Consider the following 15,036-nt stretch of genomic DNA (forward strand, 5'->3'; position numbering starts at 1 on the left):
TTCGTTATTATGTTCTATTTGTTATATTTCGGATGTATTTTTATTGCGTTCGCGGGCGCGCCCGTCTTCTAAATGCTATTCACAATCTATTTTGTCACCACGCGGCCCACGACGATGTATCAGTTCCTGGAGTTGGGACTGGGGATAGAACTCTACGAGGAGCTCCTAGGGGAGGCGCGGAAGCGATGCCGTCCCGAAGCGGCCGGCTCGCTGGTACATTCAGGGCCGAAAACCATCGAACTTCGCAATGTCGGGTTCAGTTATCCGGGTGGCTCGAGGCGTTCGGTGTCCGGTGTTGATCTAACCATCCGTGCGGGCGAGGTTGTTGCGGTAGTCGGTAACAATGGATCCGGAAAGTCTACGTTGATCAAGCTGCTTGCCGGGTTGTATCCTCCGTCCGAGGGGGCCGTGCTGTGGGACGGCGTCGATATTTCGACCGTCCGCGAGCGAGATCTTCGGCAGCGGGTTTCCTTCATCGCTCAAAGCCCGGCCCAGTGGCCGACTACGGCAGGAAACAATATCGCGATCGGCGAAGATCCCACGCGGTCGGGCGGGCGGGTCGACTGGGACATGGCACTGCGGGTGCCAGGCGCCGATGCCGTGATCGACGAGTTGCCCATGAAGATGGAAGCTTTGTTGTCTGCGCGGTTCGTCGGCGGGCGGGATCTTTCCATGGGACAGTGGCAGCGACTGGCCATTGCCCGAGCGCTGATACGTCGCGCAACGCTGCTAATTGCCGACGAAGCTACCTCCGCCCTCGATCCTGCTACCGAAAGTCGTGTCCTCGGTTTCCTGACCGACAACAGGGACGTGCACGGCGCTACCGCTGTCGTATTCATAACACATCGAATTATGAATGCACGGCGCGCGGACCGGATTGTAGTGATCGATGACGGGAGAATTTCGGAAGTCGGCACCCACGACGAACTGATGCGATATCCGGATGGAAAGTATCGCAGCATGTACGAGATCCAAGCTGCTCCGATGGCTTCCATGTCTTGACTCTTATTCGGACGAAAAGGGGGTGGGCCATTATCGGTTGATCGGCACAGTGTGAATCAACAGGCACCCGAAAGATGTGAGTTGAGGGTCTATCGTCGATGGTCGACCCGCTCTTGTAAACAGTGACTCGGAGAATGAAGAAATGATGAAAATGAAGTTGGTCCCGGTAGCTGTCGCGGTGGCAGCGGCAATCGGTTCGTTCGGAATCGCGGGCACCGCTGCGGCAAATGCGGCTCCGGCCACGGCCGCGATTACCGTCGGCCACTCGATGGAAAAGCTCAATCCTGGGCCGCCGAAGACCCCGTGCAACCAGCGAAACGACGGTCAGACGACTGTTGGATCGGACGGTTCGATCTGGGAGTGCAAGTTCGAAAATGACTACTTCCATTGGGTTCAGATCGACTGAACTCGGGCGTTTCGACTGATCGCATGACAGAGGTGGGTCTACCACGCCAGCGGCGTGGTAGACCCACCACGTTTCGGTGCCTATTCGGTATAGGCAGCCCTCATCCGATCCAACACCCTCCGGTCGAGTTCGCTCGGGTCCAATGCCTCTCCGAGCACTAGTGCCGGAAGGGAATTTCCCTCACGGACGATAGCCAGGAATAGATGTTCCACCCCTAGATGATCATGTCCCATATCTTGCGCAATCTTGGTGGCGGAGGAAATTACATTGGTATATCGGGGCGTGGGTGCCGGTGAGGTCATCACGTGTCCTTTCGAGATGAATAGCCGAACGGTAGGTCAGGTGCGTCGTAGCTCCAATCATCTTAGAATATAATACATACTGCCGCATTATATATGTACTACCGTATACCATCGACCCGTGTATTTCGTATCGTGGAGATTCGTGCCGTTGTGTGAGCGTGGCACCGGTGCTCGGGCGAAGTCGGCGGGTCGTCCTGCCCGGCCGTTGTTGAGGAGGTAACCGATGAATCGAGAATCCGACCGGTCGAGGAGGTTGTGGGCCAAGCCGTTTGCGGCGCGCTCAGGGCGGGCGTACCTGGCAGAACCGGGAGGGGCAGCTTCCTGAGAATGACGGCTCCGGAAATCGCATCCGGTACCGGGAATGGGATGTGAATCCGAAGCAGCCCGGGCAGTCTCGCGATGCCGAGCGGATCGTGACCGGCAGCGACGGATCGGCGTGGTGCACGGTCGGAACACCCTGATCGTCGAAACCGTGGCCCAATTCGTGGCCGATCATCGCGCCGATGCCGCCGTAGTTGACTGCCGGGTCGGCTTCGGGGTCGAAGAACGGCGGCTGCAGGATGCCTGCCGGGAAGACGATCATGTTCATGCCGGCCGTGTAATAGGCGTTGACGGTCTGCGGAGTCATTCCCCACTCGCCCCGGTCCACCGGTGTGCCCAATTTGGCGAGCTGACGCCTGCTTTCGAAGACGTTCGCGGCACGGATACTGGTAACGAGCCGGTCCTTGGTGACGGAGAGGTCCGAGTAGTCGCGCCACTTGTCGGGGTAGCCGATCATCGGCTGGACCTTGTCGAGCTTGGCGATGGCGGCCTCGCGAGTCGCCTTGCTCATCCATTCGGTGCGCTGGAACCGCTCGCGGTAGGCCTCGCGCAGGTTGGCGACGAGGTCGAGCGCCTGCTTCTTGGCCTCAGGTGGGAAGTGTTCGGCGACATATTTCTGGCCGAGCAGCTCGCCCGCCGTGGTGTTCCTTTCAGAGTCTTGCCCGCGAAGTCGAAGTCGAAGTCGGCGTCGGCGAAGTCCCTCTTCAGGAAGGGGGCGAATGCGCGGACTATGGCCAACGTGAAGTACTCGCGCCAGACAGCGACGTCGGTATCGGCCCACAGCTGCGCAAAAGCCGTGATGTACGAGGGCTCGTCGACCACCACAGTGGCGCCTGCGTGCGCACCTCAGCCCAACTGCGGATATTGTAGGTCCGGTCGGCGTTGCGGGTGTCGACCTGGTTCCAGTGTCCTGCGGCGATTTCTGTGCAGATACGTGCGGTAGGCGTCGCGGATCGGGGCCTTCGGCAGGTCGCGGTAGTAGGCCTCGTCCGGCATGCCGAGGCCGGACTGAGCCAGCCTCGGCAGGTAGCGGGTTGGGTCCTTGGGTCACGGCCGCGAGCAGGTCAGCGATCGGCTCCGTGCCCCGACGCTCGATCGTGTCGATGTCGAGACAGCCGCGGTAGAGGTCGCGCAGCTTCTGCTCCGGTGAGCCCGGCGCAGCGTCGTCGCCGATGCCCTCCAGGATGGCCTTGAGGTTGTGGCGGGCGCGCTCGTCCATTTCCTCGAATGAGCCATAGCGGGACTTGTCCGGCGGGAGCTGGTAGGTCCGCAACCAGGTGCCGTTGACGTGAAGGTACAGGTCGTCCTGAGCTCGGATGGTGTTGTCAGCCTCGGACAGATCCGGCCCCTTCGGCTTCGGGGACTCCGACGAGAGAGTCGTATTCATTCGATGGCAAGCCGTAGGTCGTATTTCGTATCGCGGAGATTCGTGCCGTTGTGTGACGGTGGCACCGGTGCTCGGGCGAGTTGCCGGGTCGTCCGGCCCGGCCATTGTTGGGGAGGTAAACCTATGAATCGAGAATTCGACCGGTCGAAGAGGTTGTGGGCCAAGCCGTTTGCGGCGTTCTCGGCATTGACGATGGCGCTGCTGGCCGCGGTGGCCGTGGTGCTGATGCCTGGGACCGAGGGTGTCCACGACGGTACGGCCACGTCGGTCGTGGCGGGTGCGGAGGAGGTGCGGCTGGTTGCCGACTCCGTGCCGGACCGGGCGTGGAAGACGTTGCAGCTCATCGACGAAGGGCGGTGGCCGGATGCGGCCGGTGCCGAAGGTACCCAGGGCGGGCGCACCTGGCAGAACCGGGAGGGGCAGCTGCCCGAGAACGACGGCTCCGGAAATCACATCCGGTACCGGGAATGGGATGTGAATCCGAAGCAGCCCGGGCAGTCTCGCGATGCCGAGCGGATCGTGACCGGCAGCGACGGATCGGCGTGGTACACAGACGATCACTACCGCAGTTTCACCAAGATGCGCTGACAACGGTTGCAGTACAAGGGGCTTGGGTCCATCTGGATCCAAGCCCCTTGTGCTGTGCGAAGTCAGCGCTTCTTCCTGCGGGGCGAGAGCACCAGGCCGATGCCGACAACGACCGCTGCGGCGAGCACGATCCAGCCGATCGGGATGATGCTGTGGGCGGGCCACGAGGACGGGCCGATAAAGGCCCACACGCTCACCAGCACCCCCAGCAGTCCTGCCAGCAGCAGCGAGAACGACGGTCCCCGACGGGTTTCCGAGTTGTCAGCCACGCTTCACCTCCGCGTCTCCGGCATGTACATCGACGTTGAGGGTGAGCACCGGGCCGTCGGCGGGGCCGGTGAGGCCCCGCGGGCAGTCGATGTCGCCCAGCTTGGCCGTGCAGTTGGTCTGCAGGCGCAGGGAATCGGGTACCAGCACCCGGAAGTCGCCCATCCGGACGGTGACGTCCACGGTGCGGTTCTCGGTGAGCGCGAGCGAGCGCAGGTCCAGCGTGCCCGAACCCATGTTCACCCGGTAGTCCGGGTTCAGTTCCGTCACCGTGGCCGGTTTCCACAGATGGTCTCCCATTGCGCCACGGTCGAATTCGACCGGTCCGACCATCGACGCCAGGATCACGAACCCGGCCAGCGGGGCCAGGACCACCGTCAGTCCGTAACCGCGTCGCAGGAACGCGCCCAGGATCAGGCCGAGCCCGACCACCGCCAGGGCGACCGCACCGATGCGGCCGGGGGTCATCCAGTCCACTCCGGCGGCCGCCACGGCACCCGCTGCGGCCGCGGCAAGGATCGCCAGGCCGATAACCATGGGGGTGAGCCGGGAACGAGGGCGCCGGGGCGGTGCCGGGATCACGGGCGGGCGTTGCGGGGTGGGATCGGGCAGGTCCCACGCGAGCGGGGCCACGCCCAGCGGATCCCACCCGGGCGGCGTGGGGCCGGGGACCGGCATCGTCCGGGTACGGGTGTCGTAAGGCGGTGGAGGTGCCGCTGCGGAGGTGGTGGGCGGGGCCTCGGATTCGTCAGCGGGAGTTGATTCTTTTCCCGGCATCACCTCGGTGTCGGCGACCGGGTTTGCGTCCCCGGTCGAATCCGCCGGGGCCGCACCGGAATCGGGCTGTTCGGTGCGCAGCACCGCGGTGTCGGCCTGCTTCCCGATCGCCTCGGTGGCAGCGTCCTCTGGTGCCGCGGTTGAAACATCTTGTTGGGCAGTGTTTTTCGGCTGGTCCGGTTCGTAGTGATCGGGCAGCGTGGTGTACGGCCCGTACATCGGCCCGGCCCAGGGCGACCCGCCGGGGTACATGGTGCCCGGATAGCCGGTCGAGGCGATGCCGCCCTCGGCGAGCAGCGGATCGTAGCCGTCGGCGGGTGGCTCCGGCTGCCGCATATACAGCAGCCACCAGCCGGCCAGCATCAGCGCGAAGCTGATCAGCCCGGACCCGCCCAGGCCCACGCCGACCGGGCCCATCGTGGTCACGGCGATCGCGAGCGCCACGATCAGCACGACCGTCTTGGTCGGTGACTGGGAGCTGTGGCCCTTGCCGAGCAGGCCCTCGGTGGCCGAGACCTGATCTCCGGCCGCGGGCAGCAGCAACCAGGCCGCCAGGTACAGCACGATCCCCGCGCCGCCGAACAGCGACGACACCACGAAGGCGACCCGCACCAGCACCGGGTCCACGTGGTACCGATGCCCGAATCCGGCCGCCACGCCCGCGATCGGGCCCTGCCGCGGCAGCCGCTGCGGCCGCGTTCGCCACAGGTGGTGGAGTTGGTCGTTGAATCCCGCCCGGCCGGTCCCGCCGGCCCAGCCGCTCGATCTGGTCATGGGTTCCATGGTGGCGAGCGGCAGGGCCGGAACGCATCGGGGTTCACCCTGATCTCGGGCCTGAACCTCGGTGCGCCGGTGACAGCACGGCCGAGCCGCCGAGGCCGGATGCGTGGCGTGGATCGGGCGGCGCATGGCCTCCCGCCCCGACTGTGGAATGGGGGTGTTTCCCGATGGTCGCTGTCGGGGGGCCGTGCCAGTATCGAAGGCATGTACCCGTCCACGCCCGCGTTCGATGTGCGCGGAGTCCCGCCTGTGCCGCCCTATCCGCGGTTGCTGCGGCGCTCCGGCGGGCGGGTCGTGGGCGGGGTGGCCGGCGGTATCGCCGACCATCTCGGGGTCGACGTGTTCAAGGTGCGGATGGCGTTCGTATTGCTGTCGGCGCTGATGGGCGCGGGCATCGCCGCCTACGGGATGCTGTGGATCTTCACCCCGGCCGGTGCCGATGCCCCGCCGCCGCCGAGTTCGGAGCGGCGCCAGGCCGTGGGCCTGATACTGCTCGGGCTGGCGCTGGCGGTGTCGATGTCGTGGGCGTTCAGCGGCACCGCGGCCCGGGTGGTGGGGCCCATCATCGTGGTCGCGGTCGGCGCGGCGCTGGTGTGGCGGGAGTTCGACGCGGAGGGGCCGCGGTCGATTCTCGGGCTGCCCGCGCGGCCGAGCGTGCTCACCTGGACGCGCATACTCGCCGGGGTCACGCTGATCGTGGTCGGGCTGGGCGTGGTGGTGCTCGGTCGTATCAACCTGAGTTCCCTGGGCTCCGCGCTGATCGCCGTCGCGGTGACCCTGATCGGAGTCGGTCTGCTGACGGTGCCGCTGTGGCTGCGCATGATGCGCGCACTCAACGCCGAGCGCGCCGCCCGCATCCGCAACGAGGAGCGCGAGGAGATCGCCTCGCACCTGCACGATTCGGTGCTGCAGACGCTGGCGCTGATCCAGCGCCAGGCCGACGACCCGCAGGAGGTCACGCGGCTGGCCCGCGGCCAGGAGCGCGAGCTGCGCAAGTGGCTGTTCGAGGACACGGTGCCCGCCCAGTCCAGCCTGGCCGCCGCGCTGCGCACCATCGCCGGCGAGGTGGAGGACCAGTACGGGGTGAAGGTGCCGCCGGTGACCGTCGGCGATGTGTCGATGGACCCGGGCGAGACCGGATTCGGCCTGCCCCGAGAGCATTTCACGGCCCTGCTCGGCGCCACCCGGGAGGCGCTGGTGAACGCCGCCAAACACGCCGGCGTCCCCACCATCGACCTGTTCGCCGAGGTGGAGCCCCATCAGGTGAGCATCTTCGTGCGCGACCGCGGCTCGGGCTTCGACCCGGCCGATGTCCCCGCCGACCGTCAGGGCCTGGCCAAATCCATCCGCGCCCGCATCGAGCGCCGCGGCGGCACCGTGGAGATCCAGTCCACCCCGGGCCGCGGCACCGAGGTCCGGATCATCCTGCCCCGCACCGATTCCGAGGGGCAGGACGCAGCGGGCGAGGCGGTGACGGATGAGATCAGCGCCCACCTGGATGAGGCCGGTGAATCACGAAACGCTGCGAGTGCATCATGATGATATGATGCAGTGATGCGAACCACGATCGACCTGCCCGAGGAGTTGCACCGGCAGGCAATGGCGATCGCTCGCGACACTCATCGGACCTTGAGCGAGACGGTGACGTGCCTCATCCGCCGGGGCCTGACTCAGGCGAGCAGCGATGAGCTGGCACGTAGCCCCAGAACGGGATTGCCCACCGTCCGGCTCGGCAGAGTGATCACATCGGAGGATGTCCGCTCGCTGGAGGACGAGTGACGTCCCTGCTGGATGCCAATGTTCTGATCGCGTTGTCGGTGGAGAATCACGTACACCACCGAGCGGCGGAGGCGTGGTTCGGCGAGTTGGACGGCAAGTTCGCAACGTGCCCGGTTACTCAGGGAAGTCTGCTGCGACTGCTGATTCGCGAAGGCCAGAACACCAAGACGGCGGTGGAGGTGCTGGCAGGGGTCACCGCGCACGAATCGCACGAGTTCTGGCCGGACTCACTCTCGTTCCCTCAGGTGACGATGGATTCGGTCATCGGGCATCGCCAAGTGACCGACGCTTATCTTGCGCAGCTCGCGCGGGAGCATCGGGGTCGGCTCGTAACGTTCGATCAGGGGCTGGCCGCGGTTCACCCCGATGTGGTCGATCTCCTGGAGTAGGCCGCCTCATTCGATCCAGACCGGGACGAGGGGGAGGCCGAGGTCGGTGCGGGCCGCGTCGACGAGGCGCTGGATGAGGTCGGTCTTGCGGCGGGTGTAGGTGTCCGGGTCGGAAACCTCTGCGGCCAGTTGCTGTTTCAGCGCGGCGTACTCGGCGGCCGCATCGGGGTGGGTGCGCAGGTAGTCACGCAGGATGCGCTCGTTCTGGTCGTCCCATTCGGCCGCGCGCACCACGTGCAGGTGATGGGTGCGCCGCCCGGATCCGTCGGCACGCGGGTAGAACAGGCGGTCGGGCATGCCGTTGTCCGCGCGGTGATAGCCGAGCGCGGCGAGCGTGTGTTCGCGATCGACCGCCACGTCGAGATCGTCGACCGCGGCCATCAGGTCGATGATCGGCTTGGCGGCGAGGCCGGGAACCGAGGTGCTACCCAGGTGTTCGATCTCGCGGAACAGGCCCGGAAGCGCCGTGGTCAATTCCGCGATCGCCGCATTCGCCCGCCGTGGCCACTCGGGGTCGTAGGGAACCACTCGAATATGCACTCGAGGCATCGTATGACGTCTCGCCCGCGGACTCCCGCAGGGGGTTGCGCCCGTCGGCGGCGGCCGACCGCGCTGGTTCGCGGCGCACGGGCCCACGGTGTGGTACCGATGAATGGGCGGTGTCGCGCCCGCCATCGGTTGTGCCCGAGGTGAGGAGAGCAGTGAGTATCCGGGTCTTTCTGGTCGACGACCACGCCGTGTTCCGCTCCGGCGTGCGCGCCGAGTTGAGCCGCGAATCCGATATGGACGTGGTCGGTGAGGCCGGCACGGTGTCCGAGGCCATCGCCGGAATCAAGACCGCCGCCCCGGACGTGGTGCTGCTGGACGTGCACATGCCCGACGGCGGCGGGGTGGCGGTGCTGCAGGGCATCGAGGATCAGGGCCCGGTGTGCCTGGCGCTGAGCGTGTCCGACGCCGCCGAGGATGTGATCGCGGTGATCCGCGCAGGCGCCCGCGGCTATGTCACCAAGACCATCTCCGGATCCGAACTGGCCGACGGCATCCGGCGCGTCGCGGGCGGAGACGCGGTGTTCAGCCCGCGCCTGGCGGGCTTCGTGCTGGACTCGTTCACCGGCCGCTCACCGGCCCCGGAGCCGCCGCTGGATCCCGAGCTGGACTCGCTGACCCCGCGCGAACTCGAGGTGCTGCGCCTGCTCGCGCGCGGCTACACCTACCGCGAAATCGCCGAAACCCTCTTCATCTCCGTGAAGACCGTGGAAACCCACGCCTCCAACGTGCTCCGCAAGACCCAGCAGTCCAACCGCAACGCCCTCACCCGCTGGGCCCACCGCCGCAGGATCGACTGACTACAGCGCGGCGACCAGGATCACGATCAGGATCAGCAGGCCGATCAGCAGCCCCACCGCGATCGCCAGCGGCGCCGCGTTCGGGCCCAGATTCGACACGTTGAGGCCCAGCTTCTGTTGCGGCGCAGGGGCACTCGGTGTGGTGGCGCGCGGCGGGCGCGGCAGCGGGGTGGAGTGCGGGCTGCGCAGACCGGCGGCCGAGTTGCGGGCCGCCCACGCCGGGATGGTGCCGTCCTCGGTGCGGACGGGCGCGCCGAGAATGTAGGGCCCGGTGCCGGGACCGAAAGCGGCGGTGAGGATTTCGTCGCGCGCCTCGGCCATGGTCGGGCGTCGCTGCGGGGCGGGCTCCATCATGTGCAGCAGCGCCGCGGTGAGCGTCCCGCTGCGGCTGGGCGGAATGATCTGCGCCATCGCGGCGCGCTCGACGATCACGTCGTTGTCGTCGTCGAAGCCGTAGGGCGGCTGGCCCTCGATCGCGGTGTACAGCGTTGCGCCGAGGGAGAATACGTCGCTGGCCTCGGTCGGCCGGGACCCGCGTGCCACCTCCGGCGGCAGGTAGGCCGGGGTCCCGGTGATCACGTCGTCCAGCTCGTCGTGGGGGTCTCCGGTGCCGCGCGAGATGCCGAAGTCGCTGAGCTTCACCTTGCCCACCTCGGCCCCGCGGTCGGCGACGAGGATGTTGCCCGGCTTGATGTCTCGGTGGGTGATGCCGGCGCTGTGCGCGGCGGCCAGCGCGTCGGCGACCTGCGCGCCGATCTGTGCCACCTCGATCGGCGACAGCGTATCCGCCAGTGCGAGCGCCTTGGCGACGCTGCGCGAGGGTAGGTACTCCATCACCAGCCACGGCTCGCCCGCCTCGAGCACCACGTCGTAGACGGCGATGGCGTGCTCGTGCGACAGCTTCGCGGCGACCCGGCCCTCGTGGATGATCCGGTTGCGGACCGCGGTGGCCTCCTCCTCACTGAGTCCGGCCGTGGACAGTACCTGTTTGATGGCGACGTCGCGGTCGAGCAGCCGGTCGTGTGCCAGCCACACGGCGCCCATGCCGCCGCCGCCCAGCTTCGACTGCAGGCGGTAGCGGCCGGCGACCAGATAGTCGGGGCCGACGAAAGGGCGGGCGCGTTCGGTCACGGCGCGAGGATAGCGGAAAACCGTCCTGACTGGCCTGCTTCGGAACTCCGGGATTCGCGCGAGTGCCGCTTGACGTGGCTGGGGGGTGGGGTTCTACTGAAGATGAGTCGAACGTATATTCGACTAGTATCGATAGCTGAATCGGTGCTGGAGTCGGCGGGATCCGGTGCCGGATCGGCCCGGCGGGGCCGCTCGCGCAGTCGCGCGGGTGCCGCGGCCGGACGGTGGAGTCCACTCGGTGGGAGATAGGTGGTCGAGGATGGATTCGGCTGGAGAGGCGAAGTCCGAGCGGCTGGCGGAGCTGCGGCGGCGAATGGCGGCCGTTCCGGCGCGTGGTGCGGGTGCGGCGCCGCGCCCAGCCTTGCACCGAGAACCGTTGCCGGTGCCGTCGCCGCTGGTGGAGCTGCTGCCGGAGGGCGGTCTGGCGAAAGGTTCGGTGGTCGAGTACGCGGGGTCGGGTTCGCTGCTGGCCGGTTTGCTGGCCGCGGTGACGGCCGGTGGCGGGCATGCCGCGGTGGTCGGTCTGCCCCGGCTCGGCCTGCTCGCCGCGGCGGAGATGGGGGCTCAACTGGGAAGGCTGGCCGTCGTCCCCGATCCCGGACCGGATCCGGTGGAGGTCGCTGCCGTGTTGCTCGATGGCTTGGATCTGGTGGTGATCGGGCTGGGTGGTCTGTCGGTGCCGCCCAGCCGAACTCGCGTGCTCGCCGCGCGTGCCCGCAGCAAGGGATCCACGCTCGTGGTGACCGGCGGCGCCTGGAGCGGGTCCACGCTGCGCATCGACACCCGCATCGCCGGCTACGACGGCCTGGGGCGCGGCTGCGGCCGCCTGCGCACCTTGCGCCTGGATGTGCGCGTGCGCGGGCGCTCGGCCCCGCCCCGCACGGGTTGCCTCGAGCTGAGTTCCGCGGACGGGCGCGTCGAATGGGTTGCGGCGCAGGACAGTCGGCCGCAGCGGCTGGAGACGGTGCGCGAGGCCGCCTCGTGAGCGACGGTCGCCGCCGTGCGCGCGGCTGTCGCAGCCGCCGGGGGCGGTCGCCGAGCCCCATCCCACCGGCTCTCGAGGTAGCGAGCGTCATGCCTGAACCGGCGACCTGCTGCCGCGGCGGCGCCCGGGCCGCGGAGTCTCAATCTCTGAGCTGCCCGGGAGGTCGGCGGCGCTGCGGCGGGGCGGTTCGCCGATGCGGCTGAGTGCGCGGCGCGTTTCCCGGGTGCTGGCGCTGTGGTGCCCGGACTGGCCCGCCGCCGCGGCGGCCGCGGTGGCCGACGTTCCGCCCACGCGGCCGGTGGTGGTGCTGCACGCGAACCGGGTGGTGGCGTGTTCGGCGGTGGCGCGGGCCGCGGGCGTGCAGCGCGGGCTCAAACGCCGGGAGGCGCAGGCGCGCTGCCCGGATCTGTTTGTGGCGCAGTCGGATCCGGATCGCGATGCCAGGCTGTTCGAGCCGGTGGTGGCGGCCGTTGATGCGACGGTGCCCGGCGTGGAGGTGCTGCGGCCCGGGCTGCTGGTGCTGGCCGCGCGCGGCGCCGCCCGCTTCTTCGGATCCGAGGAGGCGGCGGCCGAGCGGCTCGTCGACGCGGTCGCCGCGGTCGGGGTGGAGTGCCAGGTCGGCATCGCCGACGAGCTGTCCACGGCGGTGCTCGCCGCCCGCCGGGCCGCCCTCGTGCCGACCGGATCCGGTGCGCGGTTCCTGGCGCCGCTGCCGGTGGGTGAGCTCGCCGTCGAGCCGAGCCTGGCCGCGCCGGAGCGCGCCGATCTGGTGGATCTGCTGCACCGCTTGGGATTACGCCGGATCGGTGACTTCGCCGCGCTGACCCCCGCCGAGGTCGCCTCCCGCTTCGGCGCCGACGCGATTCGCGCGCACCGCTGCGCCCGGGCGGAACCGGAGCGGCTGCCGTCCGCGCGCCCGCCCGCCCCGGAGCTGACGGTGGAGTATCGCTGCGATCCGCCGATCGACCGTGTCGATGCGGCCGCATTCGCGGGCCGCCTGCTGGCCACCCGCCTGCACGCGCAGCTGTCCGCCGCATCGGTGGCCTGCACGCGCCTGTCGGTAACGGCGGAAACGGCCGCCGGTGAACAACTTTCGCGAATCTGGCGCTGCGCGGAACCCCTCACCCCGGAGGGCACGGCGGACCGAATCCGCTGGCAACTCGACGGCTGGCTCACCCACCGAGCCCGGAGCGCGCCGGGCGAGGATGACGCGTCATTCGGCCCGGTCCACGGCCGTGCCGCCGAGAAGGCAGAAGCGGAGAATAATTGGACCGAAACGATTCCGGTGAATAGCCGGGCCGCTTCGGGTTCCGTGGACGGTCGGGCCGGTTCGGGTTCCGTGGACGGTCGGGGCGCTTCGGGTTCCGCGAATGGTCGGACTGGCTCGGATTCTGTGAATGGTTGGGCTGGTTCGGGTTCCGTGGGCTTGTCGGGTGCGGGGAGGCGTCGTGGGGCCGGGCGCGCTTCGAGAAGAGTGGGTTTCGGCTCGCGGCACGGCACCGCACCCACGGCGCCCATCACGCTGCTGCGGTTGGAGCCGGTGGAGGTGGTGGCGGCGGGGGCGCTGCAGCTCGGGCTGTGGGGTGGTGTCGGTGAGGGCGACGAGCGGGCCCGGCGGGCACTGGTCCGCGTGCAGGGCCTGCTCGGTGGGGAGGCGGTGCGGATCGGAGTGCTCAGCGGCGGTCGCGGCCCGGCCGAACGCGTCACCCTGGTCGCGCTCGGCGACGAGCGGGTGCCCGCCGCCGACCCGGCGCTGCCCTGGCCCGGCAGGCTGCCCGAACCCGCGCCCGCCGTGGTGCTGGTCAACCACCCCGAGGTGGTGCTGGAGACCGCCGACGGCACCCCGGTGTGGATCACCGACCGCGGCCTGTTCACCGCCGACCCGACCAGGTTGCGCTGGAGCGGCAAACACTGGGATGTCACCGGCTGGGCGGGCCCCTGGCCGCTCGACGAGCGCTGGTGGACCGGCGACGGCGACTACAGGGTCCGCGCTCAAGTACTCCTGGACGCCGACGTCAACGTCCTACTCCTGCTCGGCTACAACCGAACCTGGCACGTCGAGGGACTGTACGAGTAACCGCGCTACCCTCCCCGCACTTCCTACCGGTCGGGGAGGGTCCAGACCCAGGCCATGGTGAACGGGTAGCCGCGCAGGTGTTCCCACTTGGGCTTGGTGGCGAGCCAGGTGTCGTCGATCAGGGCCTCGGCGGATTCGGTGAGGCGCCAGCCCGCCGCCACCCCGGCGGTCACATGCTCGCTGAACAGGTGCAGATGGGTGCTGATCGCCAGCGGCTCACCGGATTCGGGCGTGTAGTGGGTCGGCATACCGGTCGCCATCATGAACTGCGGGTGGTAGCTGACCAGGACGAAGGTGCCGCCGGGCGCGGCCAGCCGGTGGGCCTCGGCGTAGAACGGCGCCAGGTCGGGCAGGTGCTCGTCGATCAGCGACGAGATCACCAGATCGTATGTGCCGCTTGCCAATCCGGTGTCACGCACATCGCCATGCGTCAGGGTGGTGTGCACGCCGCGCTCGCGGGCGCGCGACAGCATGCCCTCGCTCAGGTCGACCCCGTCGATGTGCGCGACGCCCTGCCCGCTCAGCCACGCGCCGGTCCGCCCGGTGCCGCAGCCCAGGTCGGCGGCGCGGCGCATCCGGCCCCACTCCGGTCGCCGCAGCCGGTTCAGCAGCGCGAGGTCCATCTCGTCCATGACGGTCTGCTCGTAGGTGGGCGCCCACCCGTCGTAGCCCGTGGCGACGTCGACGGTGCGATAGTTGCGTCGATCGAAATCCGCGAAGGTCGGCATGCGCCGCAGTATCGCGCGCCGCACCGGGTACCTGCCAAGTATTTTCGCTCGCCGCACCCTCCGGCGGGCATCCCTCTCCCGCCTATCCGTGTGGCGGGCACGCACCTGAACCCGGCGCGGCCATCGCCGGCAAGCCCGGGCCTGCTTGGTGGGCCAGCGAATATCTTTGCACCGGTTCAGGATTCGATGTCTGCCGGTCCCACCCCGCTGCGACGGGCCAGCACCCGGGTGCCCGGTCCGGACGCCGCCCCGGGCCCGGCCAGCGCCGTCGTATTCGTCGCGATGGCAGGCTCCCCGCACTCCGAACAGCAGACCTGCGGCGTGAATTGCGCCCCGCATTCGCGGTGCACCAGCCGCACCGGCGGCCCGCCCGGCGGGGTCGCCCACTTGTCGCCCCAGGCCATCAGCGCCATCAGCACCGGTACGAGCTCGAGACCGGCCGCGGTGAGGTGGTATTCGTGCCGCAGCGGGCGCTCCCGGTAGGCCCGGCGCTCCACGATGCCGTCGGCGACCAGCGTCTCGAGCCGCCGGGTGAGCAGGTTGCGCGAGATCCCGAGGTTCTCGGCGATGTCGTCGAACCGGTGCAGGCCGAGGTAGACGTCCCGCACGATCAGCGGCGTCCACCATTCCCCGATGCGTTCCAGGGACTGCCCGATCGAGCAGTGCATCTCCGCGAAGCTGGTCCGTTGCATGTACCCAGTCTAGAGGGTTGATTCATTGAACTCACGGGGCGTACCGTGTCGACGGTAAGAGTTCAATGAAAGGACTTAC

Annotated in this window: 16 protein-coding genes and 3 pseudogenes; 10 read left to right on the forward strand and 9 right to left on the reverse strand. The window is 68.4% G+C overall.

Annotation, left to right across the window (positions count from 1 at the left end):
• Window positions 1-72 precede the first annotated feature (72 nt).
• Together QH290_RS28320 and QH290_RS28325 are read left to right on the forward strand one after the other, a co-directional pair.
• Complete coding sequence (locus QH290_RS28320) at window positions 73-1,002, forward strand: ABC transporter ATP-binding protein (RefSeq protein WP_280386226.1); 930 nt, start codon at window positions 73-75, stop codon at window positions 1,000-1,002.
• A 142-nt stretch (window positions 1,003-1,144) separates the two neighbouring features.
• The gene (locus tag QH290_RS28325; protein WP_280264225.1) at window positions 1,145-1,408 is read left to right on the forward strand and encodes a hypothetical protein; all 264 of its coding nucleotides are present in this window, start codon (window positions 1,145-1,147) and stop codon (window positions 1,406-1,408) included.
• Between the two features lie 80 nt (window positions 1,409-1,488).
• Here QH290_RS28325 and QH290_RS38225 read toward each other — a convergent pair whose 3' ends face one another.
• Complete coding sequence (locus QH290_RS38225; protein ID WP_425301541.1) at window positions 1,489-1,710, reverse strand: Clp protease N-terminal domain-containing protein; 222 nt, start codon at window positions 1,708-1,710, stop codon at window positions 1,489-1,491.
• A 281-nt stretch (window positions 1,711-1,991) separates the two neighbouring features.
• Between QH290_RS38225 and QH290_RS28330 the strand changes: the two are divergent.
• Window positions 1,992-2,171, forward strand: a pseudogene (locus QH290_RS28330) (ribonuclease domain-containing protein); the annotation flags it as partial.
• A gap of 32 nt (window positions 2,172-2,203) precedes the next feature.
• On the opposite strand, the pseudogene QH290_RS38300 reads toward QH290_RS28330, so the two are convergent.
• A pseudogene (locus tag QH290_RS38300) lies at window positions 2,204-2,665 on the reverse strand (M13-type metalloendopeptidase); the annotation flags it as partial.
• A gap of 420 nt (window positions 2,666-3,085) precedes the next feature.
• Window positions 3,086-3,523: pseudogene (locus tag QH290_RS38305) on the reverse strand (hypothetical protein); the annotation flags it as partial.
• Between the two features lie 18 nt (window positions 3,524-3,541).
• Here QH290_RS38305 and QH290_RS28340 point away from each other — a divergent pair.
• The gene (locus QH290_RS28340) at window positions 3,542-4,006 is read left to right on the forward strand and encodes a guanyl-specific ribonuclease (RefSeq protein WP_280386228.1); all 465 of its coding nucleotides are present in this window, start codon (window positions 3,542-3,544) and stop codon (window positions 4,004-4,006) included.
• Window positions 4,007-4,068: 62 nt separating this feature from the next.
• On the opposite strand, the gene QH290_RS28345 is transcribed toward QH290_RS28340, so the two are convergent.
• The gene (locus tag QH290_RS28345) at window positions 4,069-4,275 is read right to left on the reverse strand and encodes a hypothetical protein (RefSeq protein ID WP_280386230.1); all 207 of its coding nucleotides are present in this window, start codon (window positions 4,273-4,275) and stop codon (window positions 4,069-4,071) included.
• On the reverse strand, window positions 4,268-5,824 hold the full coding sequence (locus QH290_RS28350; RefSeq protein ID WP_280386232.1) for a PspC domain-containing protein: 1,557 nt from the start codon (window positions 5,822-5,824) through the stop codon (window positions 4,268-4,270). Before QH290_RS28350 ends, QH290_RS28345 begins: the two co-directional genes overlap by 8 nt.
• 210 nt (window positions 5,825-6,034) lie before the next feature.
• Here QH290_RS28350 and QH290_RS28355 point away from each other — a divergent pair, with 210 nt between their 5' ends.
• The 3 genes from QH290_RS28355 to QH290_RS28365 are packed head-to-tail and all read left to right on the forward strand — an operon-like array spanning window position 6,035 to window position 7,998.
• Complete coding sequence (locus QH290_RS28355; protein WP_280386233.1) at window positions 6,035-7,369, forward strand: ATP-binding protein; 1,335 nt, start codon at window positions 6,035-6,037, stop codon at window positions 7,367-7,369.
• 15 nt (window positions 7,370-7,384) lie between these two features.
• Complete coding sequence (locus QH290_RS28360; RefSeq protein WP_280261915.1) at window positions 7,385-7,609, forward strand: antitoxin; 225 nt, start codon at window positions 7,385-7,387, stop codon at window positions 7,607-7,609.
• The gene (locus QH290_RS28365) at window positions 7,606-7,998 is read left to right on the forward strand and encodes a TA system VapC family ribonuclease toxin (RefSeq protein WP_280261917.1); all 393 of its coding nucleotides are present in this window, start codon (window positions 7,606-7,608) and stop codon (window positions 7,996-7,998) included. The genes QH290_RS28360 and QH290_RS28365 overlap by 4 nt, the downstream gene beginning before the upstream one ends.
• 6 nt (window positions 7,999-8,004) lie before the next feature.
• Here the strand turns inward: QH290_RS28365 and QH290_RS28370 are convergent, their stop codons facing one another.
• A complete protein-coding gene (locus QH290_RS28370; RefSeq protein ID WP_280261919.1) occupies window positions 8,005-8,538 on the reverse strand; it encodes a GrpB family protein in 534 nt (177 codons plus the stop codon).
• A 167-nt stretch (window positions 8,539-8,705) separates the two neighbouring features.
• On the opposite strand from QH290_RS28370, the gene QH290_RS28375 reads away from it, so the two are divergent.
• Window positions 8,706-9,344, forward strand: a complete 639-nt coding sequence (locus tag QH290_RS28375) for a response regulator (RefSeq protein WP_280261954.1) — start codon at window positions 8,706-8,708, stop codon at window positions 9,342-9,344.
• On the opposite strand, the gene QH290_RS28380 is transcribed toward QH290_RS28375, so the two are convergent.
• On the reverse strand, window positions 9,345-10,475 hold the full coding sequence (locus QH290_RS28380; protein WP_280261921.1) for a serine/threonine-protein kinase: 1,131 nt from the start codon (window positions 10,473-10,475) through the stop codon (window positions 9,345-9,347).
• A gap of 259 nt (window positions 10,476-10,734) precedes the next feature.
• Here QH290_RS28380 and QH290_RS28385 point away from each other — a divergent pair, with 259 nt between their 5' ends.
• Window positions 10,735-11,460 carry a hypothetical protein gene (locus QH290_RS28385; RefSeq protein ID WP_280386236.1) on the forward strand — a complete coding sequence of 242 codons (726 nt, stop codon included), beginning with the start codon at window positions 10,735-10,737 and terminating at the stop codon, window positions 11,458-11,460.
• Window positions 11,461-11,653: 193 nt separating this feature from the next.
• A complete protein-coding gene (locus QH290_RS28390) occupies window positions 11,654-13,537 on the forward strand; it encodes a Y-family DNA polymerase (RefSeq protein WP_280386238.1) in 1,884 nt (627 codons plus the stop codon).
• A 23-nt stretch (window positions 13,538-13,560) separates the two neighbouring features.
• On the opposite strand, the gene QH290_RS28395 is transcribed toward QH290_RS28390, so the two are convergent.
• Window positions 13,561-14,265, reverse strand: coding sequence for a class I SAM-dependent DNA methyltransferase (locus QH290_RS28395; RefSeq protein ID WP_280386240.1), 705 nt, complete (start codon window positions 14,263-14,265; stop codon window positions 13,561-13,563).
• A 176-nt stretch (window positions 14,266-14,441) separates the two neighbouring features.
• Window positions 14,442-14,957, reverse strand: a complete 516-nt coding sequence (locus QH290_RS28400; protein WP_280386242.1) for a winged helix-turn-helix transcriptional regulator — start codon at window positions 14,955-14,957, stop codon at window positions 14,442-14,444.
• Window positions 14,958-15,036 lie beyond the last annotated feature (79 nt).

The organism is Nocardia wallacei (genome assembly GCF_029869545.1).
GTDB classification, from domain to species: Bacteria; Actinomycetota; Actinomycetes; order Mycobacteriales; family Mycobacteriaceae; genus Nocardia; species Nocardia wallacei_A.

What these genes read in the sequence shown, in the direction of transcription:
- QH290_RS28325 (WP_280264225.1), top strand. Translation starts at nt 1,145, where the DNA reads ATGATGAAAATGAAGTTGGTCCCGGTAGCTGTCGCGGTGGCAGCGGCA.
- QH290_RS28350 (WP_280386232.1), bottom strand. Translation starts at nt 5,824, where the DNA reads ATGACCAGATCGAGCGGCTGGGCCGGCGGGACCGGCCGGGCGGGATTC.
- QH290_RS38225 (WP_425301541.1), bottom strand. Translation starts at nt 1,710, where the DNA reads ATGACCTCACCGGCACCCACGCCCCGATATACCAATGTAATTTCCTCC.
- QH290_RS28395 (WP_280386240.1), bottom strand. Translation starts at nt 14,265, where the DNA reads ATGCCGACCTTCGCGGATTTCGATCGACGCAACTATCGCACCGTCGAC.
- QH290_RS28355 (WP_280386233.1), top strand. Translation starts at nt 6,035, where the DNA reads ATGTACCCGTCCACGCCCGCGTTCGATGTGCGCGGAGTCCCGCCTGTG.
- QH290_RS28400 (WP_280386242.1), bottom strand. Translation starts at nt 14,957, where the DNA reads ATGCAACGGACCAGCTTCGCGGAGATGCACTGCTCGATCGGGCAGTCC.
- QH290_RS28360 (WP_280261915.1), top strand. Translation starts at nt 7,385, where the DNA reads ATGCGAACCACGATCGACCTGCCCGAGGAGTTGCACCGGCAGGCAATG.
- QH290_RS28390 (WP_280386238.1), top strand. Translation starts at nt 11,654, where the DNA reads ATGCGGCTGAGTGCGCGGCGCGTTTCCCGGGTGCTGGCGCTGTGGTGC.
- QH290_RS28340 (WP_280386228.1), top strand. Translation starts at nt 3,542, where the DNA reads ATGAATCGAGAATTCGACCGGTCGAAGAGGTTGTGGGCCAAGCCGTTT.
- QH290_RS28320 (WP_280386226.1), top strand. Translation starts at nt 73, where the DNA reads ATGCTATTCACAATCTATTTTGTCACCACGCGGCCCACGACGATGTAT.
- QH290_RS28385 (WP_280386236.1), top strand. Translation starts at nt 10,735, where the DNA reads ATGGATTCGGCTGGAGAGGCGAAGTCCGAGCGGCTGGCGGAGCTGCGG.